This window comes from Pseudomonas sp. BN411 (genome assembly GCF_029871235.1).
Lineage (GTDB): Bacteria > Pseudomonadota > Gammaproteobacteria > Pseudomonadales > Pseudomonadaceae > Metapseudomonas.
This window is the reverse complement of record NZ_SSOM01000084.1, coordinates 42,481-63,947: the sequence shown is the minus strand read 5'-3', so window position 1 is coordinate 63,947 and position 21,467 is coordinate 42,481. Positions and strand designations below refer to the sequence as shown.

Annotated in this window: 17 protein-coding genes and 1 tRNA gene; 14 read left to right on the top strand and 4 right to left on the bottom strand. The window is 59.8% G+C overall.

From position 1 onward, the window contains the following. Nucleotides 1-69: 69 nt before the first annotated feature. A tRNA-Gly gene (locus E8F06_RS26610) sits at nt 70-145 on the bottom strand. 597 nt (nt 146-742) lie between these two features. On the opposite strand from E8F06_RS26610, the gene E8F06_RS26605 reads away from it, so the two are divergent. The 11 genes from E8F06_RS26605 (at nt 743) to E8F06_RS26555 (ending at nt 11,081) form a co-directional block, all read left to right on the top strand. Then, entirely contained in the window at nt 743-1,657 is a 915-nt protein-coding gene (locus E8F06_RS26605) for a LysR family transcriptional regulator (RefSeq protein WP_280359722.1), read from the top strand. Nucleotides 1,658-2,129: 472 nt separating this feature from the next. After that, a complete protein-coding gene (locus E8F06_RS26600) occupies nt 2,130-2,339 on the top strand; it encodes an AlpA family transcriptional regulator (RefSeq protein ID WP_088192281.1) in 210 nt (69 codons plus the stop codon). A 30-nt stretch (nt 2,340-2,369) separates the two neighbouring features. Further along, the gene (locus tag E8F06_RS26595) at nt 2,370-3,236 is read left to right on the top strand and encodes a ParA family protein (protein WP_280359721.1); all 867 of its coding nucleotides are present in this window, start codon (nt 2,370-2,372) and stop codon (nt 3,234-3,236) included. Next, nucleotides 3,220-3,456 carry a type II toxin-antitoxin system HicA family toxin gene (locus tag E8F06_RS26590; RefSeq protein ID WP_280359720.1) on the top strand — a complete coding sequence of 79 codons (237 nt, stop codon included), beginning with the start codon at nt 3,220-3,222 and terminating at the stop codon, nt 3,454-3,456. The genes E8F06_RS26595 and E8F06_RS26590 overlap by 17 nt, the downstream gene beginning before the upstream one ends. Continuing rightward, nucleotides 3,449-5,146, top strand: coding sequence for a ParB family protein (locus tag E8F06_RS26585; RefSeq protein ID WP_280359719.1), 1,698 nt, complete (start codon nt 3,449-3,451; stop codon nt 5,144-5,146). The genes E8F06_RS26590 and E8F06_RS26585 overlap by 8 nt, the downstream gene beginning before the upstream one ends. Nucleotides 5,147-5,164: 18 nt before the next feature. Continuing rightward, complete coding sequence (locus E8F06_RS26580; protein ID WP_280359718.1) at nt 5,165-5,725, top strand: DUF2857 domain-containing protein; 561 nt, start codon at nt 5,165-5,167, stop codon at nt 5,723-5,725. A 3-nt stretch (nt 5,726-5,728) separates the two neighbouring features. Further along, nucleotides 5,729-6,910: an STY4528 family pathogenicity island replication protein gene (locus tag E8F06_RS26575; protein ID WP_280359717.1), complete on the top strand. Its 1,182-nt coding sequence runs from the start codon at nt 5,729-5,731 to the stop codon at nt 6,908-6,910. A gap of 171 nt (nt 6,911-7,081) precedes the next feature. Further along, complete coding sequence (locus E8F06_RS26570; protein ID WP_280359716.1) at nt 7,082-7,864, top strand: PFL_4669 family integrating conjugative element protein; 783 nt, start codon at nt 7,082-7,084, stop codon at nt 7,862-7,864. Further along, nucleotides 7,861-8,409, top strand: a complete 549-nt coding sequence (locus E8F06_RS26565; RefSeq protein WP_280359715.1) for a DUF3158 family protein — start codon at nt 7,861-7,863, stop codon at nt 8,407-8,409. Before E8F06_RS26570 ends, E8F06_RS26565 begins: the two co-directional genes overlap by 4 nt. Next, nucleotides 8,406-8,801: a single-stranded DNA-binding protein gene (locus tag E8F06_RS26560; protein WP_280359714.1), complete on the top strand. Its 396-nt coding sequence runs from the start codon at nt 8,406-8,408 to the stop codon at nt 8,799-8,801. The genes E8F06_RS26565 and E8F06_RS26560 overlap by 4 nt, the downstream gene beginning before the upstream one ends. Nucleotides 8,802-9,062: 261 nt before the next feature. Continuing rightward, complete coding sequence (locus tag E8F06_RS26555; protein WP_280359713.1) at nt 9,063-11,081, top strand: DNA topoisomerase III; 2,019 nt, start codon at nt 9,063-9,065, stop codon at nt 11,079-11,081. A 776-nt stretch (nt 11,082-11,857) separates the two neighbouring features. Here E8F06_RS26555 and E8F06_RS26550 read toward each other — a convergent pair. The 3 genes from E8F06_RS26550 to E8F06_RS26540 are packed head-to-tail and all read right to left on the bottom strand — an operon-like array spanning nt 11,858 to nt 17,371. Beyond that, nucleotides 11,858-14,866: an AAA family ATPase gene (locus E8F06_RS26550; RefSeq protein ID WP_280359712.1), complete on the bottom strand. Its 3,009-nt coding sequence runs from the start codon at nt 14,864-14,866 to the stop codon at nt 11,858-11,860. After that, nucleotides 14,863-15,462, bottom strand: a complete 600-nt coding sequence (locus E8F06_RS26545; protein ID WP_280359711.1) for an ABC-three component system middle component 1 — start codon at nt 15,460-15,462, stop codon at nt 14,863-14,865. Before E8F06_RS26545 ends, E8F06_RS26550 begins: the two co-directional genes overlap by 4 nt. Before the next feature lies 1 nt (nt 15,463). Then, on the bottom strand, nt 15,464-17,371 hold the full coding sequence (locus E8F06_RS26540; protein WP_280359710.1) for an ABC-three component system protein: 1,908 nt from the start codon (nt 17,369-17,371) through the stop codon (nt 15,464-15,466). A 361-nt stretch (nt 17,372-17,732) separates the two neighbouring features. On the opposite strand from E8F06_RS26540, the gene E8F06_RS26535 reads away from it, so the two are divergent. From E8F06_RS26535 to E8F06_RS26525, 3 genes are all read left to right on the top strand, one after another. Then, a complete protein-coding gene (locus tag E8F06_RS26535; RefSeq protein WP_280359709.1) occupies nt 17,733-19,124 on the top strand; it encodes an AAA family ATPase in 1,392 nt (463 codons plus the stop codon). Further along, nucleotides 19,117-19,962, top strand: coding sequence for a hypothetical protein (locus E8F06_RS26530; protein ID WP_280359708.1), 846 nt, complete (start codon nt 19,117-19,119; stop codon nt 19,960-19,962). The genes E8F06_RS26535 and E8F06_RS26530 overlap by 8 nt, the downstream gene beginning before the upstream one ends. A 288-nt stretch (nt 19,963-20,250) precedes the next feature. Next, nucleotides 20,251-21,000, top strand: a complete 750-nt coding sequence (locus E8F06_RS26525) for an HNH endonuclease (RefSeq protein ID WP_280359707.1) — start codon at nt 20,251-20,253, stop codon at nt 20,998-21,000. Nucleotides 21,001-21,467 lie beyond the last annotated feature (467 nt).

Below are 21,467 nucleotides of genomic sequence, written 5' to 3'. Positions count from 1 at the left end.
GGGACTCGAACCCCTGTTACCGCCGTGAAAGGGCGGTGTCCTAGGCCACTAGACGAAGGGGACTGAAATTGGAGCGGGAAACGAGACTCGAACTCGCGACCCCGACCTTGGCAAGGTCGTGCTCTACCAACTGAGCTATTCCCGCATACAACCTTTACAGCCCGCACTCTAGGTGCGCCCAACCCCTTATCGGGACTGGGTAAGCAAGGCCTTGGCCCTGCTTTTGAATCTGGAGCGGGAAACGAGACTCGGACCCAGTCTCTAACTCTTTGATTTATAAGAGCTTTCCGCAACCACTGCCTCAGCAGCGGACGCAATTATGGACTTGTTCGAGGGTGCTAGGCAACCCCCTCTGCGATTTTTTCTTTCGAAACAGCAGGATGGCGCTAGCCAGCCGTCTCTCCGCCCAATTCGTGACCACCCAGGCCTGGGAACTTTGCCCGGGTCCGCCCCTCTATGAAGGACGCCCGTTCCAGCAGCCACGGCCAATCCAAGAATGTCTCATCCTCCCGCGGCGACGGAGCAACCAACTCTGAGAACGAACGACACGGGATATCCAGAGGGACAGTCAGGACTAATCGCCCTAATCCCTATGTCAGTCGTGAGGAGGCAAGGGCTAGCAATCACCAAGGAATTTCAATGAGCAATCTACAGGCGGACGGATCCACCTGCATTTCCTGCCCTCAAGACCGGATGTTTACGTCCGTTCTTGAGGAGCACAGCCACGCATGGAGGCCGTTGTATGCGGATACGTTACCTACACTACTTCCTGGTCGTCGCCGAAGAGCTGAGCTTTTCGCGGGCGGCTTCCAGAGTCCACATCGAACCTTCGCCCCTCTCTCGTGCCATCAAAGAACTGGAGTCAGAGTTGGGCGTTCGTTTGTTCCTGCGCACAAAAGGGCGCCTGCATTTGACATGGGCGGGCGAAGTTTTCCGGGAAGAAGCCTGTCGCATGCTCAGTTTCATGGAGGGCGCTCAGGCCCGCGTACATGCAGCTGAGAAAGGCTATCGAGGCCGGCTTCGCATCGGTCTGACAGACAGCCTTGCACAACCCAGTCTGATCAAATTGTTGGCGCGTTGCCGCGAAGAGGAACCCCTCACCGAGGTGAAGATCATCGAAATGACTGTCAGCGAGATGGTCAAGGCATTGGAGCATGACCAGATTGATGCCGGCTTCACCATGCACACCGAACTCAGCAAAGGACTCGTCAAAGAAGTCGTCTGGACCGACCGCCCTGTCATCGCCATTCCCAGAAACCACCCTCTCCTTTCTCTCGAGAAGATTCCCCTCCAGGAAGTCGCCCGGCATGCCTTGATTCTTTGCCATCCCGTGTTGTGCTCGGGTGGATACAATGTCATCAGCCGCTGGTTTTGCGAGCGCACGCTGCCGTTGCCCTCGAACGCTGAATATGTTTCAGGGCATGAACCGATGATGATGTTGGTGGCGGCGGGTTACGGCATTGGTGTTGGACTGGCATCGCAAATCATGCTGTACAGTCAACCCGACGTTATCGTCCGCCCTGTCACGGACGATGTACCGAGCACTGCGACGTTCATGACCATGCTGGATAAACCGCGCTCGGAGGAGCTAAGCAGATTCCTCGCCCGCGCCCAGCAAGTTGGTGAGGTAGCTCCCCCCCTGATGAACGCTCCCTAAACGAGCACTATGACCCTGGTTCCATCGCCAGGGTCGTTTTGTTTTCGTCACGTCCCGGACCTTAAATGTCAGATCGCCACGGAACGCACGCCAGATCGCAATCTGCAGCCCCGGATGGCTGCCGGCCGCAGGCCCCAAGCAGCTGCGAGAACCCACTCCCACCCTACCTGACTGATTTCGTCATCTGGGCGACGCAATGATACGAACTCGTCAGCTCATCAGTCCCATAGCAGAGCTCTGTTACATTTGGGCCTTGATTGCCTCAGAAACGCTACCAATAGTGAACCGCCTGCGGATCGGCTTGACGGTGTACGCCATCAAACCAGCAGGAAATCGGAACAGCCGAATGCCACGGCTCTCCGATGAAGCTGGTGGTCAGCACGATCCGATTGTTTGATGCGCTCAATGGACTGACGCTCTTGTACTACCGGTCACGCCTACGAGTGCTACCAAGCATAAAGGAGTGACCACTATGTCCACTGAGCAAACTGCGACTGCCGAGCACCGCATCCTCCGCCGCGCTGAAGTTGAAGCCAAGACCGGCTTCAAGCGCGCCCATATTTACAACCTGATGAAGGAAGGCAAATTCCCGAAGGCCATGCGCCTGGGCGTTCGTGCGGTCGGCTGGGATTCCGTCGAGATCGACGCCTGGATCACCGAACGCCTCCAAGAGCGCGTTTGAGGTCGCTCCACCACTGACGAGGAGCGCGCCATGCAGGTGATTGCCATCATCTCGACTAAGGGCGGTGTCGGCAAAACCACGGTCGCGGCCAATCTGGGCGGATTTGTTGCTGACGCCGGCAAGCGGGTGCTGCTGATTGACCTAGATGTGCAGCCTACGCTGTCGTCCTACTACGAACTCGTCCGCCGCGCTCCCTGCGGCATCTACGAGTTGCTGGCCTTCAACGAGCCAACCCTGTCGCAGCTGGTTTCTCAAACCAGCATCAATGGCCTGGATGTTGTGCTGTCCAACGACGACCACCAGCAGTTATTAGGATCGCTGCTGCTGCATGCAGCCGATGGACGCTTGCGCTTACGCAATCTCCTGCCGCTGTTCCAGCCCCACTACGACCTAGTGCTGATCGACACCCAAGGCGCCCGCAGTGTCTTGCTGGAGATGGCCATGCTCGCCGCCGACCTGGCCGTCTCCCCGATCACGCCGGAAATTCTGGCTGCCCGCGAACTGCAACGGGGCACGCTGCAACTGGTCGACGCGATCAGCCCGTACCGCCATCTGGGCATCCAACCGCCGCGCCTGCATTTGCTGATCAACCGTGTACCCGCCGTTTCATCAAACGCTAGGTTGATCCAGGAGACCCTGCGCCTGATCTTCCGTGAGCACCCCGGAGTCGATGTACTGCACACTGAGCTGCCCGCCATTGAGGCCTTCCCTCGCGCCGCCACCTCGAGCCAGCCCGTCCACCGGATCGAATCTCGTCGGCCAAGCGGGCGCCAGGCACCGGCGGCCTTGGAGACCATGCGTGGCCTCGCCACAGAACTCTGTCCGCAGTGGCAGGAGCCATTTGCCCGGGTGACCGGCCGCAGCGGTGGGAGACAATCCCATGTCGAGCGCTCATGAGCTCTGCTGCAACCACAAACGGCTACTGCCGCTGGTGGTGTTTGCCTTGCGCGAAGACTGGAAGGTACACCACACCGCGGGCGGTCACCTGACGTTCACCAAGCCGGGCCTGTCGCCGATCTTCACCAGCTCGACAGCCAGCGACTATCGAGCAAACGAAAACGGGGGGGCACGGAAGCGCCGAGGTGGTCGGTGCCTGCAGGGAGCATGGAATGGCTAACGTCACGCCAGAGGAAATGGCCGGGAAGCTGATGGCCGATAGTTTTTCGCGCAACGGCCCCGTCGCGCAGGCACTGACCGCCCCCTTGGTCGAAACCCCGATGGTCGTCACCCTGGACGAGTTGCGTCCATACGAACTCGATCCACGGATCACGCGCAACTCCCTCTACGCTGAGATCAAGGCCTCGATCCGAGAGCGTGGCCTAGATGCGCCGCCGTCGATCACCCGAAGACCCGGTGCTGAGCACTACATCATCCGTAATGGCGGTAATACTCGACTGGCCATCCTGCGCGAGCTGTGGTCTGAGACGAAGGACGAGCGTTTCTTCCGCATTCCCTGCCTGTTCCGTCCCTGGCCCGAACGCGGCGAAATCATTGCCCTGACCGGCCACCTGGCGGAGAACGAATTGCATGGTGGCCTGACCTTCGTGGAACGCGCGCTCGGTGTCGAAAAAGCGCGCGAACTCTATGAGCAAGACAGTGGCAAGCCGCTGTCGCAATCCGAACTCGCCCGTTGCCTCAGCGCCGACGGCTATCCGATTCAGCAGTCCCACATCAGCCGCATGCAGGACACGGTGCGCTACCTACTGCCGGTGATTCCCAACGTGCTGTACAACGGTCTGGGACGACACCAGGTCGAACGGTTAGCGGTGTTGCGCAAGGCGGCCGAGCTCACCTGGCAGAAATACGCCGGTTTGAAGGTCCTCAGCATCGAATTCGAGACGCTGTTCCACGACGTCCTCGCTCCCTTCGATGCGCAGCCCGACGGTTTCTCCGTCGGACGGGTCAGGGACGAACTGATCGGTCAAATGGCGGAGCTGCTCGACGCCGACTACAACGTGCTGGAATTGGACATCGATAGCACCGAGCACCGGCAGCGCGCGGTCATCAGCACGCCAACGGCTACCGTCGAACCCTCACTCACTGTCACGCCCGCAAAATCCGAGCGTGCTCCTACCGTCAAGTCGGTACCGCCCTCAATTCCGGCCGATAACGCTGAAGCGCTCTCGCCGGCGGCAGCATCACCAGCGCTTGACGTGGCCCTGCCGCCTTCGCCGGTGCAGCCGCAAATGCCGAACGCTACCCAAGTTAGTGGTACGGAGGAGGCGCACCTGCAGGAGCATATCGTCACGCCAGCCGTCAGCACCGAACGCCTGCAGGCCATCCAGCAACTGGTGGCTGAGCAAACCGGTGAAGCAGTGCCGCGGTTTGCCGACGCTGTGCTGCAGGCAATCCCCGTCCAGGCGGGCGGGCTGTTTCCGATTACCGACGTCTGGTACATCGAATCCACTCTGGATTCACCGGACCGACTGCGGATTCACATTGTTCAATTCGCTCGGGAAATCGCCGAGGAAGCCGAGCTGAGTGATTGCATAGAAGCAGTCAATACCGGCATCGGCTTCACGTGTATACCCCCCCAACCCGCCATGCTGATTTCCGCGTTCGGCCGTACGGTGCTCGCGCTCCTGCACACCCTGAGTGTCCACGACGCCACACAGCCCTCCCCCTTCGACAGTTGCGATCTCCAGTTGGCGGACAATCTGGGCACCCTGCTGCTGGGGACCGGGAGCAGACTCCCAGAAGCCCTTCCCCGTCTGAGCGATAACGGCTTGGTCAAGCTTTTCCGACTGGTTCGGCTTGCCCGCCGACTAGTCGATCTGGAAGCCAATCCAGACAAGTCCGATCATTGAAAGAGGCCGGAGGCTTTCATGTCGACACCTCATCCCTTGAACCAGGCGGTCGTTGCCCAAGCCTTACACGACCTGCGAAACGGCCAACTTCGCCGCTGCCTGTCCATGGGCTTCAGCGAGAAAGAGCTGGATGTCCTGAAGCAACCCGCCTTGGTGAGCTTGCTGGCCAACGCACAGGTGCCCTGGTGCTCGGTGAAGGTGAATACGGACGTCCTCTGGCGCCTGGTCAGCCAGCTGAACGACATCGAGCAGGAGATCGCCACGGTCGATCGCATGTTGCGCCTGGGCGCCAGTACCGAGATGGTCAGCACCTTCTACGGTTTGACCCACCAAGAAGTCGCACTACGCCGCGACATCATCGGACTGCCCAAACGCAAGGGCCGGCATCCCGTCTTGAACGAGGAACAGGAGACCACCCTGTGGAAGCGCTGGAAGTCCACCATGGACGAGCGCGGGATCACCCTGAACGATGACAGTGCGATGCTGACGTTAGCGATGGATCTGGCCGAGTCACTGTCCTTACCCATGTCCGTAATCTGGGCGGCAATACACAGCTGGATCGATCAAGGCTTGGTGTAACCCATGGTGCCGCCAAGCCAGCAAGCGGCCGGCCCCAGCTCGCTGTCCACGCTGCTCGACGACGCGCTGCGGAATTTGGCGCCCGCAACAAATACCGCCCCAGCCAGCGACGGGTTCCTCTACAGCGGCAATCGCCATGAAAGCGTACCCCGCGCGCTGTTTCTCGACCGACGCCTGACACCGCTGGAGCGTAATGCCTGGCAGGTCTTTCGACTCCTGCTCAACGACGATGGGGTGACGGCCTTTCCCACCTACGACCACCTGCGGTCCTATCTGGCCTCGACCCCCTGTGCGGAGCAGGCTTCGCACGAAACTGTGGCGCGTGCCCTGATCCTGCTGCGCCTGACTCGCTGGCTCAGTCTTGTGCGCCGACGGCGCGACGCCCGGACCGGGCGCCTCCAGGGCAACCTGTACGTGCTGCACGACGAGCCCCTTACCCCTTACGAAGCCATGCAACTCGACCCTGAGTACCTGGGCCTGGTGAGCCATGCGCTCAACCATGCCAGCAAGGCGATTCGACAGGTAGGTTACCGGGCCATCCAGGAGCTGGCCGACGACCCGCTGCTCAGCGGTCGCGCCCTGCCGACGCGGCTGCAGGTGCTGGCCCAGCGCCTGGCGCCCGGTGAAGTGGGCACACTCACCAGTGATCAAACCAGGGAACAGGAACACGAATCCGAAGTGGGCCGCGAGGCCCCTCTTCGGAATGGTGAACCGCCCTCTTCGGATTCCGAAGCAGGTGAAAACCCCAGCCACGACGCCCCTCTTCGGAATCCGAAGCAGGACCGTACTGAAGTACTCAGTACTCGTATTAAAGCCGTACGTACTGTACCGCGTGCGCAGGAGCTCCAAGACCTGCGGCTACCCGAGCGTTTCCTGGCGTTGAAAGAGGAACAGCAGGCCGGCGCGCTGGTTGCGCTGCGCCAGGTCGAGGCCGAACAGCGACAAGCCGTGCTGGATGAATGGGCCGTGCGCTGTCGCAACAGCGAAGTCCGTAAACCCGCCGGTTATCTGTTCGGCATCATCCAGAAAGCCATCCGCGGCGAATTCAAGGCCTGGGCTGGACAAGGAAAGAGCAACACCGTGCCCCCCGCCGGACCGTCCGCAAGCGATCACCGGCCAGCGCGCCCCGAAGTCGCCCAGACCCACCTGGCACACCTGCACGCCCTCCTGGCCCCGGATCCATGACGGGCAGATTAGCTCCAGTGGAACTCCCTGGCGCTATCCCCAGGGGATAGTTGCAACAGTGTGCCTTCCGCGATCCACCAACCAGGCTGGGCTTGTGTGCGGTTAGTTGACTGACTGCCTTCCCCTCGCCCCCCAAGCTGGCGACTCGTTACTCTACCGCGAGTCGCTCCCATGGCCAACGACACCCTGCAACTGAACCTCGGATCGCTTCGCGCCGCGATGTCGCTGACGCTGCACACCCACCATGCCTCGCGCATCTGGCACGGCCGCACCGCCGCGGAGGGACGTCCCGCTATCGTCGGGCTCAATGGCTTCATTGCCGTGATGAACAAGATGAAGCGCGGCGCCGAGCAGGATGATCCTTACAGCGACTGGTGGATGCTGCGCATCGAGGAAAAACTGGCGCAGACCAAGGACACCCTGCAGGCCTTGCGAGAACAAGTGGATCAAGCCCTGGCCGACGTGCCGCCTGCACTGACACTCGGGGAAAACCTGAATGTTCAGCCGGTGAAGCTGCCGCTGTTCGTGAACGCGCAGCTGGGGTTCGTGGCCGTCTACCTACTGGCCGACTACGACGACCTCGCCCGGAAGCTGATTCTCGCGCATCACACGGCGCTGATCGATCGCAGCACGCTCGAGCGCTGGCTCAACGAAGGGGCCCACGCTCTGCGCAGCCTTTTTTCGCTGGCCCAGCAGTATCGCTTCTCAGGATGCGTGCGAGATGATTTCGCCGCCAAGAATGCGGCAGCGCGAGCGGCTATCGAGAAATTTGGCGAACTGCCAGAGGAGGTGCTCGAAGGCACCCGACGCTCCCGCTATGCGCCGCCCATTGTCCGGCGCTCGGCGCTGGCCGCATCGGCACATCCTGGGGCCGAGAGCGACGACGAGTTCCAGGTTGAGGCCAGCGATTTGCTGATCACGGCCGCCGTCAGTGATGAGGATGAGCCAGCATGACACTCACTCCAGCGGCACCGGCTCGACGCTTTTACCCCTTGGAACAGGCTGACTTCCAGCGCCTGGAACAGGCCGCCTCGCTAAAAGGCCTTTTACGTCCTTTTAAGGGTAAGGGGACGCTTACGGACTGGGCCAGTCAGTGCCACGCGCTCCGCGATGACCTGGTCGTACTGGCACAGCAGCGAATCCTGGCTCAGACCGACGCCTACCCCTTCCGCCTGCTCCCCGTCCAGCTGGCCCAGCAGACCACGGGCGCAGGCACCACCTTTCTGCGATGGCGCAAGCCCGACCGCTCCGCGATGGGTGTGGTGCTGTGGCAGGAGCTGCTCACCAGCCTCACCACGCCCGACACACTGATTGACGACCTCTATGCCATGGAGGTCCAGCGCATCGTGCTGAACATGCAAATCAGCCTGCTGCACACCCTGGGCCGCCAGGCCCAGGAGTGCGCCAGCAAGCTGGCCCAGGCTGAGTCGACCTACCTGCGGCGTGTCCACGGCGACGCCGCTTCCCCCCGCACCACGCCCCCCAAGGAGTCACTATGAGCACGCACTTTGTTGGCGAAGGCAACATCGGCTCTGCGCCGGAGTTCAGGGAGTTCCCCAACGGCAACGATGAGCCGCGGCGATTGCTGCGCCTAAACGTCTACTTCGACAACCCGGTTCCAACCAAGGAGGGCTTCGAGGACCGAGGCGGCTTCTGGGCCCCCGTGGAGTTGTGGCACCGCGACGCCGCGCACTGGCAAACGCTGTATCGGAAAGGCATGCGCGTCCTGGTGGAGGGCCGCACGGTGCGCGATGAATGGGAAGACGCCGACGAGAACGAACGCGTGACGTTCAAGATCGAGGCCCGGCGTATCGGCATCCTGCCGTACCGGCTCGACGCGGTAACGTTGAGCCAGAAACCGGCCGCTGAGCCATCCCCCACCACCGACTAACCGCGCGCAGCAGCAGTCAGTAGAACTATCCCCGGGGGATAGTTCTACTGAGTTCCACTGAGTTCCAGCGGCGCCCTCTGAACGATGCTTCTGGTCATTGAGCTACTGCTTCATCCCTCCACGCTCTGATACATGGCACCTGCTGCACACTGCCGCCGTACATCCTGGTGTCAGTCGCTGCCGCGTTGATTGCTGCCGTGAACATGGCCGGCGGGAATGCTGACGATCATTCGACGATCGCCAGCGTTCCCAGGAGGCCTTATGCGCGTGTTCTTGTGCGAGAAGCCATCCCAGGGCAAGGACATCGCCCGCGTCCTGGGCGCTGGGGAACGTGGCACCGGCTGCTACAGCGGCTCCGGCACCATCGTGACTTGGTGCATTGGGCATCTGGTCGAAGCGGTCCCGCCCGAAGGGTATGGCGAACAGTACAAGCGCTGGACCCTCGAGCACCTGCCCATTATCCCTAAGCGCTGGCGCGTCGAGCCCAAGACTGCGACCGCTGCGCAGTTCAAGATCGTCAAGCAACTGCTGGCCCACGCCAGTGAACTGGTGATCGCCACGGACGCGGATCGCGAGGGCGAGCTGATCGCCCGCGAACTCATCGACCTGTGTGGTTACCGCGGTCCGATCCAGCGGCTGTGGCTGTCGGCACTGAATGATGCGTCGATCCGCACAGCACTCGGCGCCCTCAAACCGTCAGCCGAAACCCTGCCGCTCTATTACTCCGCCCTCGCCCGCTCGCGTGCCGACTGGCTGATCGGCATGAATCTGAGCCGGCTATTCACCCTGCTCGGCCGCCAGGGCGGCTACGACGGAGTGCTCTCGGTCGGCCGGGTGCAAACGCCTACGCTCGCGCTCGTTGTTTTCCGCGACCGGGAGATCGCATGTTTCATCTCGGTGCCGTACTGGGCCGTGGAGGTGTCACTTTCCCAGGCCGGCCAGTTCTTTACCGCGAGTTGGATACCGCCAGATGGCACCACAGATGCCTCGGGGCGCTGCCTACAACAAGCGGTGGCGCAACAGGCGCTTGATCGCATTCGCGCGACACGCGAGGCCCAAGTCATGTCGGTAGACACCGAGCGCGTGCGCGAAGCCCCGCCACTGCCGTTCGACCTGGGAACCTTGCAGGAGGTGTGCTCGCGGCAACTCGGCCTCGACGTACAGGAGACGCTGGACATCGCGCAGTCGCTGTACGAGACGCACAAGGCGACGACCTACCCGCGTAGCGACTCGGGCTACCTGCCTGAGAACATGCTGGCGGAAGTGCCGGCAGTGCTCGATGCCCTAGTCGCGACCGACCCTGGCCTGCGCCCGCTGCTCGCTCAGCTCGACCGGGCACAGCGTTCACGGGCGTGGAACGACAGCAAAGTCACCGCCCACCACGGCATCATTCCAACGCTCGAACCTGCGAAGCTAGCGGCGATGAGCGAGAAGGAACTGGCAGTCTATCGGCTGATCCGGGCGCACTACCTGGCGCAGTTCCTACCTCATCACGAATTCGATCGCACCGTGGCGCTGTTCACCTGCAACGGGCAAACATTGCAGGCGACCGGCAAGCTGGTCGTGGTACCGGGCTGGCATCTGGCGCTAGGTCATAGCACGCCGGAGACCGGGGACGACGAATCGGCACAGCGTAGTCAGATCCTGCCGCCATTGGCCAACGGCACTCATTGCAACATAGGACAGGTCGAGCTGAAGGCGTTGAAGACCCTGCCACCGAGGCCCTACACCCAGGGTGAACTGATCAAGGCGATGAAGGGGGTGGCAAAACTGGTGAGCGACCCACGTCTGAAACAAAAGCTGAAGGACACGACCGGGATTGGCACCGAGGCAACACGCGCCAGCATCATCAAAGGCCTGCTTGACCGAGGCTATCTGCTCAAAAAAGGCCGTGCCGTCCGCGCGTCTGAGCCAGCTTTCACGCTTATCGACGCCGTACCGGCAGCCATCGCCGATCCCGGCACGACCGCCATCTGGGAACAGGCGCTGGACATGATCGAGGTGGGCCAGATGACGCTAGACGCATTCGTCGACAAGCAATCCGCCTGGGTTGCGCAGCTCGTGCAGCAGTACCGTGGCACCACTCTTTCCATCCGTCTGCCTGATGGGCCTGCATGCCCCTTGTGCGGCAACGTCACACGACAACGCAAGGGTAAAACCGGCCCCTTCTGGTCCTGCAGTCGCTACCCTGACTGCAAGGGCGCTGTTCCCATCCAGACCGGCCGGCAAGCTGGCGGGAAACGCCGCTCGGTGAGCAAGCCGTCGCCGCAGTCGAAGTAGCCAGGCTCCACCTCCCCCATCGTATCGATCACAGTCGATACGCAGACCTCGCTCCCGCGAGGAACCCAGCACACCCCATCCTTCTGCAATGTGTGCACGCTGCCGGCAGATGGCCGGCGCCGAGAAGGCGAAATCCTCCGCAATCGGCATGTCGCGATCCCCTACTCTGCGTGCTTCCGCTTCCCCGAGGGGTCTCCTGGTGCCTTGCTGCCGACCTGAACACGAGCCGCCAGGAGACCCCTCGGGTCGAACGGTATTCAGTGCCGGCGCCCACCGGTGAAACAACGGGCGCCCTTTGTGCGCGGATGCGTGCCAAAGGATTTCGACCCCAGCCACGACACGGGTCGAGTGCGAATGCTGCGACAGAGGACGGCTTTGACGACGGCCATGCTCTGAACCGGCTCACGGGTGGTTTCTTTATCGACAGCCGAAGGCCTTCGGCCTTCGGCGTCTTTCTCTTGGTTCCAGGATTCAGTCGACTTTGAACGACAGAAGAACGAACGCAACTCTCGGCACATCGCGCCATTGCGCCGCGCTGACCGGCCCATTGGATTGATGCTGGATATCGCCTGCAGATGACTTGGCTGGACGCTTACACTTGGCCCATGAATGTCACAGATGCGACCAGCGAGGATCGGCCAAAACCGGACACTCGTCTCCAGCACGTCGGCGCTGCGGTAACTTAAACGCCATGCTGGCATCTAGTACACTCATTTAGCGGCGACCGCGCGCGCTCAATAGACGGACACGATCGCTTCTAGCGCTCAGCGCTGTGGCTACTCATTCACCGCTAGCTGACTTCTAACCGGCCATGGGCTTTCTGAGGCTGTAACGCCGTCAGGGGTTGGTGTGAGTGACCATAAACGTGCTTCGATCCCGTCGTTTTGTAGCTTACGCATGAAGTAACGGGCTTGAAGGGCGTCATGGGTTGCAATCACGACCTGGAAACCATGATCGACGATGTAATCACGAAGCACGTCGAATACCGACGCAGCATGGACCAGGTCATGATGCTGGGTTGGGTCGTCTAGAAGCAGGCCGCGCCAGGAAGACCACTGATGATCCAGCGCCATTGACAGCAGGAAGGTTAGCTGCAAATCCGTCAGCTGAGCCTCACTGGCTATCGCCGGTACCGGGACTAATTCCCCGTGGAGCGGCACCGAAACTTCAGCACGCTCCTTTCTATACAGGCTGCGAAAATCCAGATTCGTCCCGGTAAAACGTTGCTCTCTAACCACTCGCTTCAGAAGCGCCTGCCATCGCGGTACCACGGCGAGTACGTGTTTTTGAACATTAGCGATTTCGGAGGATAAGTACTGATTGAGCGTGTCCATCGCATCGGATAGCAGCGACAGACGCTTCTGGCTCAATCGTTCTTTCTCCATACGCTGACGAAGATTTGCAGTGAACTCATCCTCCGACAGCTCGCCGCGCCGACGATCCAGGAGCCCCTGAGCCAGGCGCGCCTGCTCCAGTTTGCTCCAGGCACCAATCTCGATTTTGATCGTTCGTAGCTTTTCTGAGTGTCGAGCCAGCTCGGTGACCGTGGACTGCAACTGAGCCTCACGACTGCTCGCAACCTCGGCAGTTGGATCGCCGGCGAACGATAGCTGGCGCCAGGAAGCTCGGGCAGTAGCGAGTCGAGATTGGGCATCGGATAGCTGGGTTTCCAGGTCAGATACCCTATTCGTCACGTCGGTCAGCTGAACCTGCTGCCGATCCAAGGCGGATTGCTCGGCCGTCACCTTGGAGCTCAGGTCAGCAATCTGATTGGCATTTTGGTTCTGCGCCGAGGACAACTCTTCCAGTGTTTGTGCTGGCGGAGCGTCTGCAGTGATTGCTGCCAATGCCGCGGTAGCCTGCTCAAGCCTGCTGCTGGCCTCTGATCGGCCCTGTCGCGCGGAGTCCAATGCACGAACAGCCGAATCGTAGGCGTTTTTGGTCTGATCAAAGACATTGGGGGCTAGTGGGGGCGCAAGATTGCTCTGCTTCTCATCCAGCTGGAGCTTGGCTGAAGCATTTGCATCTTCGCGACGTCGGATCGACTCTTTCGCGAGGGGTACCGTATCGCCGCCGAGCAGAATGTTGGTTCTGAAATCGTTGATGTCCGCTGCCAGGCCCGCCTGCTGGAACTCCAGCTCAACAATTCTATCCTTGCATGCTCTCAATTCTGCTTCGGCGTGTGTTACCGCCTCTGAGCATTCACGCAAAGCATCGGCTGCCTTCTTGACGCGCCGTTCGGCGTCGACAACATTGGGGTCGATAGCCTCTAATGCCTTGGCAACACGTTCATGAAGGATTATTGCTCCGTGCTCTTCACCACATAAAGGGCAGTCACCGCGATCGCTGGGCAGGTGAGCCGCGATGGACGCAACGGCTTGCCGTATTGAATCAGCGGCCGAGGTCAAAGTCTCGTGATGGCTCTTCGCGGCTAACTCCTCAGCTTCAGCAGCTATCCTTGATGAAACCGCAGTTCGAAGCTGTTCTTGAAGGACATCCTCTTCTGCCTCTTCACCACTGATGGAGCCCGTAACATCTGCAACGTGCTGAATCGTCTGCTCCCAGCGCTCCAGGAGTTGATGAGCGGTGAGAAGGTCAGCGTCTATCTGTAGCAACGCCTTGCGTTGTCTGTTGATGTGGTCATGTTGGACGCCGAGCTGCTCGTTGCCTTCATGCTGGCTACGCAAGGTGGAGGCCAGGGACTCAGCGCTGGTCAGAGTCTTGTCAGCGGTCTCCAATACCTGCTTGCGTTGATCGACCGCCTCTTTGGCCTGGGTCTCATTCACGTGCCGATTGAGCTGCTGACCGATAGCATCACGCTCACCTTCGGCAGTGACCAACTCCTGCTGGAGTCGCTCATGATTGGCAGCGACTAGGACGCGATCTTGTTTCTTCTGTGTAAGCTCCTGAGTAACAGCGATGAGATCGTTACCAAGCTGCTCTGAACGTGCTTGATCAGAAACAAACCGGCCTATGAGTCCGTCAACCTCAGCCAGCGCCGTGATCTGATCACGAAGTCGGTCTAGCTTGGCTTGTACCAATTGCTCCAACGCATCGTGCACCGTTTCCAAACCATCTTGGCCCAGCGGTGGCACAAGTAGGCCTGCGGGCAACTGCTCGAAGCTCTGCGCCTGGCGCGCGATGTCCGAAATGGATTCAGCGATGTTTTCTTTGCTACGAAGTGCACCTTGAGACTGAGAAGCTGCCAGATCCCGGTCAAGGATCAGGCTTTGCCATTCACCAAATTCTGCTTCGAGTGTTTCGAGTGCGCTCTTGGCCTGTTTCAGTTGCTCTGTGAGCGCGCGGCGAATGCCGCCAAGCGCAGAGCTCACCTGGGTGCCATCCTTGCCAATCGGCAACCGTGCCAACTGAGACCCTGCGATTTTTGGTTCTGCCTTTACCAGCCATTCCCCTTCACGCTGATCAAGCAGGTGGGTAAGCCTCAGCAGAAACGGAATGTCCTCAGGGGCTGTCTCTGGGAAAAGAGGGCTGAGGTCGCCCGTTCTCTCAACGACACCAATGTTGCTCACTTGAGCAGAGGCTTGCACATCACCGAAATCGAGGCTCACGCGAGCCATGATTTGAGAATCTCGGATAATCGGGGAAAGATTCCCGTCGAGTCGGGAAATCTTGCCGGTGAGACCGAACTCGATGGCTTCAAAGATCGCGGTCTTTCCGGTGCCATTGGGGGCCAATAAGATGGTTGCCCCGCGGCTGAGCTCAATCGTGGTGTCGGCGCCAAACCTGCGGATGTTGGAAAGTGTAATGGACTTCAAATTTTTCATTGGGGGTCCTCGTCACCAAACGCAACCGCCTTCAAGGCTTCAGCGATCTCTCCGCCAGATCTTCCAGACAACAGCAATTCTCGCCACGTGTCGCGATACGGCTCAACCCAGGAATGCGCTAGGACAAGAGCACTCAGAGACGACAATAATGGATCGCTGATGTTGTCTGAGCTGCCGGCGGGCGAAAGGGTCGCCAAGAAGCTACGGTCGAGAAAGGAGTCGGCATCTTCCTCCTCTCTGACCACTACCTTTCTGCAGAAGCGATCGTCCGTCTCGAGGCGAGCTGCGTCTTCTGACGCAATGCCTTCGATGAGCATGAACATGTAGAGGTCAGCTGTTTGCGGCTCCGCAAGCATGTCACGGACATCCGCTGCCCACCGAAATGCGCCTTGGATTTTTGCCGAATCGAAGGGAAGGGCTGCGATCAACACAGTCCGCCAGCCCGCACCTTCCTGACTGACCCGTTTGAGCTGCACCGTAGCAGAGTCGATCTCAATCGACGGCGACGCCAGTTCAAACGTATCGGACACGGCAACTTCATAACGACCTTCAGCACGCTTCGAGATGGCTGCAACCATCTCCGAGATTGTTAGCATTTCAGAGTCCTTTCGCGTTCGCCTCGATGGCTGACTGGCGGGCAAGCAGTCGATCCTGCCATTGCTTAGTGAAGTGTTGTCGCACAGAGGCCAGACTCCCTCTACGCAGATGATTAAACGCCCCTGACCGGGTGACGAGCAGGTGCGGCTGGCGCTCGGCCGCCATGCTGGTGGCCGCCTCGGCGTCGTCAGCCATCCCTATGTTCAATAGCTCTGAGGGGGAGGCGCTTACGCCTGACAGGATTACGACCGGGGCTGGTGAAGGGCCAATAACCGTCACCAACGGATCGTCAGAGAGCTCACGGACTTCTGGAGCGCTGCCTGCGGGGCCAGACCAGTATTTGAGTGCAATGCTCAGCACCTGACCACAATCCGGGAAGGACGCCCAGTCGGTGCCGCTTCCACCTACCCCCACCGCAACCAGCAACAGGATTTCAACTGCGGTGACCAGCAGATCCAAAGTGCGAGGGCCAAGGCGAAGTGCGTGCTTCGCATTTTTCCCTTCTGTTTCCGGGTACAGAAGCTGATCCAGAAATTTTCGGCGGCTCCCAGGATTCTTGGCGAACCCGTCCAACCATTCCAGCCAAACTGCTTCCATGGCGTCAGCGAGGGCCGGATCTGTAATGGCGGTAAGCTTTTCAGAGACGCCTTGAATGAGGCGCTGCCACATCAGGTCGTCCATGGCGCTTGCGAGCGCATCAGCTTCCGCTCGGGCCGCGCCTTGTGTCTTGAATTCATGATCCAGCGCGCACGCAAGACGCTCAGGGTTTTCGAGCCACGGGAGGTTGTTCAGGTCGCTCTCTGCGCAACCGAGCGTGTGCCCGACTTCATGGCCGACGCTACCGCGCCACGTTGGTTCGCCTAGCATAAGACTCTGACTGCCATTGGGCAGGTGCAAAGCCATGCGCAGTATTGCAGATGGAAGAGTGAGATTCGCCCCGATGGAGGGCGTGTATGGGGCGTATATCCTGAGCTTCCGGTTTCCAGGCCCACTACTCCACATGTGCTCCACAACTCCCTGCGCAGATCGGGGAGCCACCCCACCAAGATCATGAGTCCCTGCGAATGACCATGACCTGCCGGCCGGCAGAACTTCGTCACCTAACAGATACTGAGCCCAGGTTTCGATATCTGGGCGAAGCTCGTCCTTGAGCTCTCGGACTACCGCATGACAGCCCAAAGCTGACACGTCAGATGTCTCGCTAGTGATGTACGTTATCAGGCGTTCAAGCGTCCGTTTCGGATCGGTAAAGTGCCGACCGAGAGATTCAGCGGAGCGTTGCTCCAAGGTCGCATCATTGCCTACGCAGACTATGGTGACTCGACGCAGGGTGTCTCTGATCTGATCCCAGTTTTTGAACCCACACCAGGTAGTGAGCCAAAGATAAGTTCGTTCGGTGGGACCGTCCTTGCGATTGGCAAGTTCGTCCAGATCAAGTCCGTCTTGGCGACACAGTTTGCACAAGGCATCCAAATGGTCCACGGTCAGGTCTTTTTTGATCTTCAGGTGTGCGCCGACGAGGGTCAGCTGAAACTGACGGTCGGGGAGTGAGTCGAAAGTGCCCAAGCCGGCGTGCTTAGCCAGGCTGGCGAATGCCGAGTCTATGACTGAGTCCGCGGGCTCAGTGCCGGCAGTTCCACCTTTGGATGCCTTGGCCGGGTGTTTTGTCTTATCTGGATTCTTGGTGCAGAAATCACTGGCCTGGCGTTTGACCTGCAGATGCTCAAAGGAGTCTGAGGTGTGGAGGATGACCACGTCGTCCCATTCTTCGATACCGCCCTGTTCAGCGCCGATCGCGAGTGGAGCGCGCCGCCCAGCCAGGAACTTCTCAAGCATGTCCGACAAGCGCTGAGCAATCACCAGCCTCTCGTAATAAGACTTCTGCTCCAGCCGAAACCTTCTGATCATACCGACATCCCTTCACTCCATAATTGTCCCGACCAGCTCCGCTGGCAGTGTGCCACATGCTACCAGTCGAGATGACTCAGTGGTGCGCACCTAGCTGAGACGCACAACGAGCGACGCAGTTGGGGGCTCGACGCCCATAGCCCCTGCCCGTTCAGAGCGCTAGAGTTATGCCGAGAACACAAACTACCGAGGGAGAGCCGCCATTTTCTTCACTGTACTCGACGGGAACGCACGGATACCGGGCGACGCAAAGCGCAGGGCTTTCCTATACACAGACAAGTGGGACGACTGGGGCAAGTACAGGACGCAGTTCTTCCTTCACGTCGCCGACGAAAAAGGCCAGGTCCATGAGATCGGCTCGGTGAAAATCGGCCACAAGGGCCTGATGCCCTCCGGGAGAGTCTCTCAGGGCCACCGCGCGCCGGCCTTGCCCGAGACCTTCAACTCGCTGCCCGAGAAATACTTTTCGCTCGGCCAGAGCGAGAGCTACTACGAGGCACTGAACGAACTGAGCGACGTACTTCGGGCGCGCGTTTTCATCGGGCTGCGCGACTGCGCCGCCGACCTCAGTATCTTCGAGGCCCATCGCGATGAAGAGGTGATGCGCGAGTCACTTCTGCGAGACGTTCGCGGCTCGACAGTCACTGGGCGGCTGAACCGCTTGACCCGCGGCGATGCCAAGCTCACTGAGTTTCAGTTCACGTACCACTTGCCCACGGTTGGCCGTACACCGCCGGCGTCGATGACCTTTGAGGTCGCACCCGAATCTCAGCCGCCGACGAACGTTCACGTCCTCATTGGCCGCAACGGCGTGGGCAAGACACGATGCATGCGGCAGTTGACCCTTGCCCTTCTTGGCCGCGAGGCTGATGACGGATCCTCCCCTGGCTCGATTGAGATGCTGGCGGAGGATACCGGTGGCGCAGTGGCCTTTGCCGGACTGGTACTCGTTTCGTTCAGCGCCTTTGACGACTTCGAATTGAAGCCGCCAGAAGAAAGGGATGCCATGAGCTGCAAGCAAGTCGGCCTCAGGCATGCCGAATCCTCCGACCGCAATTCGACGACGAAGAGTTTCGCTGAACTGGGAACTGATTTCGCGAATAGCCTGACACGGTGCCAGTCAGGCGTGCTGGCGGAGCGCTGGCGCAAGGCTGTGAAAACGCTCGAAGAAGACGATCTCTTCGCAGAGGCAGATGTCACATCCCTGCTCGACGACGAAAGCGATGTGAGCCTGAAGACCCGCGCGCGCAGGCTGTTTAAGAAGCTCAGCTCAGGCCATGCCATTGTCCTATTGACTGTAACCCGGCTGGTCGAGCTGGTCGATGAACGAACACTGGTGCTTCTCGACGAGCCCGAAGGACATCTGCATCCGCCGCTGCTTGCCTCGTTCGTGCGCTGCCTGTCTGATCTCCTCATCCGCCGGAACGGCGTGGCTATTGTGGCGACGCACTCGCCGGTCGTCCTGCAGGAAGTACCTCGGTCGTGTGCATGGAAGCTACGTCGAAGCGGAAGAAGGTCCATTGTTGAGCGTCCGACTGTTGAGACGTTCGGCGAAAACATAGGTGTCCTAACCCGAGAAGTCTTCGGCCTGCAGGTCACAAAGTCTGGTTTTCACAAGCTATTGCAGGATGCCGTGTTGGACGGATCCTCCTATCGGCGGGTTCTGAACAGGTTCGGCGGGCAGTTGGGTGATGAGGCCAAAGCAATCGTTCAGGCGCTCATCGCGGAGCGAGACGGAGACGACTATGCGTAGCCTGCCGAGACCTGGCATCACAGGCGCCGAAGCGCTGGAGCTATGTGCATCCAGTATCAGGGATGAGGACCTGAGGAACCGGCTGCTACTGGCCGTAGCCAGCGTAGAAGCAGCCGAAGCGGTGTATGTAGAGAACGGTGAAGGCGCGACGCTGCACGCCTTAGCAGGGACGAAAAATGTTGGCGGATACGTCACAGGAAAAGAGGTGGAGCGTGTATACAACGGCACTTTCGTCAAGAGCAGCAGGACGCGCAACGTATACGCGAAGCTGAAGAAGGCGTGTGTCAACGACATCTGTCCGCTGTGCGGCCAAGGCACGGTTCACCAGCTCGATCACTATCTGCCGATCACAAGCTTTCCAGTCTTTGGCGTGACCGCAATAAATCTGGTCCCGGCCTGCAGCGACTGTAACAAGTACAAGCTCGTGCATGTCCCGGCAACCGCTGCCGAGCAGACTATCCATCCATACTTCGACGAGGTCGATGATGAGAGGTGGCTGTTCGGCGAGGTCGTGGAAGGCACGCCTGCTGCGGTGCGGTTCTCTGTCATCCCTCCGGTATCCTGGGGCGCAGTGAAGGCAGAGCGCATGAGAACTCACTTTCGCATCTACAGATTGGGCACGCTCTACGCAACACATGCCGCGGTGGAGATCGTCAACATGCGCTATGCCTTGAGAAAGATGGCCGCAACGGCAGGCTTCGAACAACGGATCAGGAAGGACTTGCGCGGACGGGCCGAGAGCTGCGCCGATGTCTATGAAAATTCATGGCAAAGGGCGACCTATGATGCGCTCGCGGACTCGGACTGGTTTTGCGCCGGCGGATTCGACGAGACGTAGACACTCCTGGTCGTACGTCATGAGACCATCGACAGCTTCCCGCGAAGGGACCGAGTCCCGCCATCACCGACTGCCAGCGGCAGCTTGCGCACTTGCCCCGTACCTCGCTTCGGGATGTTCTGCTGAAATGGCTACGTAGCGTGATACCCAAGTTCTCTCGGCAACCGAGTTCCGACCAGTGCACCCGCTGGAAAGAGACGAAACGGTGATAGCCTTTACTGGCGATTGCACCTCAAGGTACTACGGGTGCAGGGTGCACGGTACAACAACTATCCGGGAGTTTAGAGCATGGCACTCGACGGCCAGGGACGGATTCTGCTGTCTTATCTTGTTGGCAAGCTGCCGCAGATAGTGCCAGGCAGGCCGCAGAGTTATGTGGGCTACAAGCAGGTTCACGACGATCTAGGGCTTGCGATCCAGCGCGGAACCTTCGGCGAGAGTCTGCAGGTCCAGGGCTTGAACAGTCTGGCGGAATGGACGGCTGAATTGGCGCTGCCCGCAATCACAGGGCTGATCATCGATCGCGACCCACAGAGGATGCGCCCCGGTCACGGCTACTTCAAGCTGTTCGGCCGGAGAGACGAAGACTATCCATGGTGGGAAAGCGAAATCCGGAAGGTTAAAGGGTTCGACTGGGCGCCTTTCATCGCGAATGAGCCACCGCCCGTCACGCCGCCAGCGAATGACTTATCCGCCCCGCCAGGCCGTGTGGAAACTACGGTGAGCCGCATCATCCGCGATAGCCTGCTCTCCCGGCGCGTCAAACAATTGCACGGCTACAAATGCCAGCTTTGCCAGCACTCCATCGAGTTGCCGGCCGGATTGCGTTATGCAGAGGCGCATCATCTTCAACCGCTCGGTTCTCCGCATGACGGACCCGATATCGAAGGGAACATCATCTGCTTATGTCCGAATTGTCATGTCGAACTCGACTACGGTGTCCGTAGCCTGCGTATGGAAGACATCACCGTCGTCCCCGGTCATGTGATTGACGAACGGTTCATCACATATCACAACGAAAAGTGCGTCGAGCGATAGATCGACGCTCCATCTCCTCGACGGCGCGTTAGAACGCAGCATGACACGACTTTTAACCGACGCGGCGTCGAGTGCGACATCAAATCCTAATCCGTCCTTGTGCTGAAACGCGTCACTGATCTTCGGCCAGCTCGCTTCGGCTTGGCCATTCGCCGCGGTGTAGTCCCGCACCACTTAGGCTGTGTGCGATGGTTTGACCATCTTGTCTAGGTGACTGCTTTCGAAGAGTGAAACTGTCTAGCACGAAGTCCGCAGTGGGCCGCTTTCTGCTGATCCCAACCGAGGCTCGCGAGAATGTTTGTACAACCGATTTTCGATAGTGAAGGCAACTCTCCACCAGGCCACGGTTGCCGACGTGCACATGCTCGTGTTCGATGTTGATGCTCCGACGCTGTAGGGGCTGCCGCTGTACGACGCTTCGGTCACTAGCGTGGCGGAGAATGCGCAACGAGCCCCAATCCGCTAAC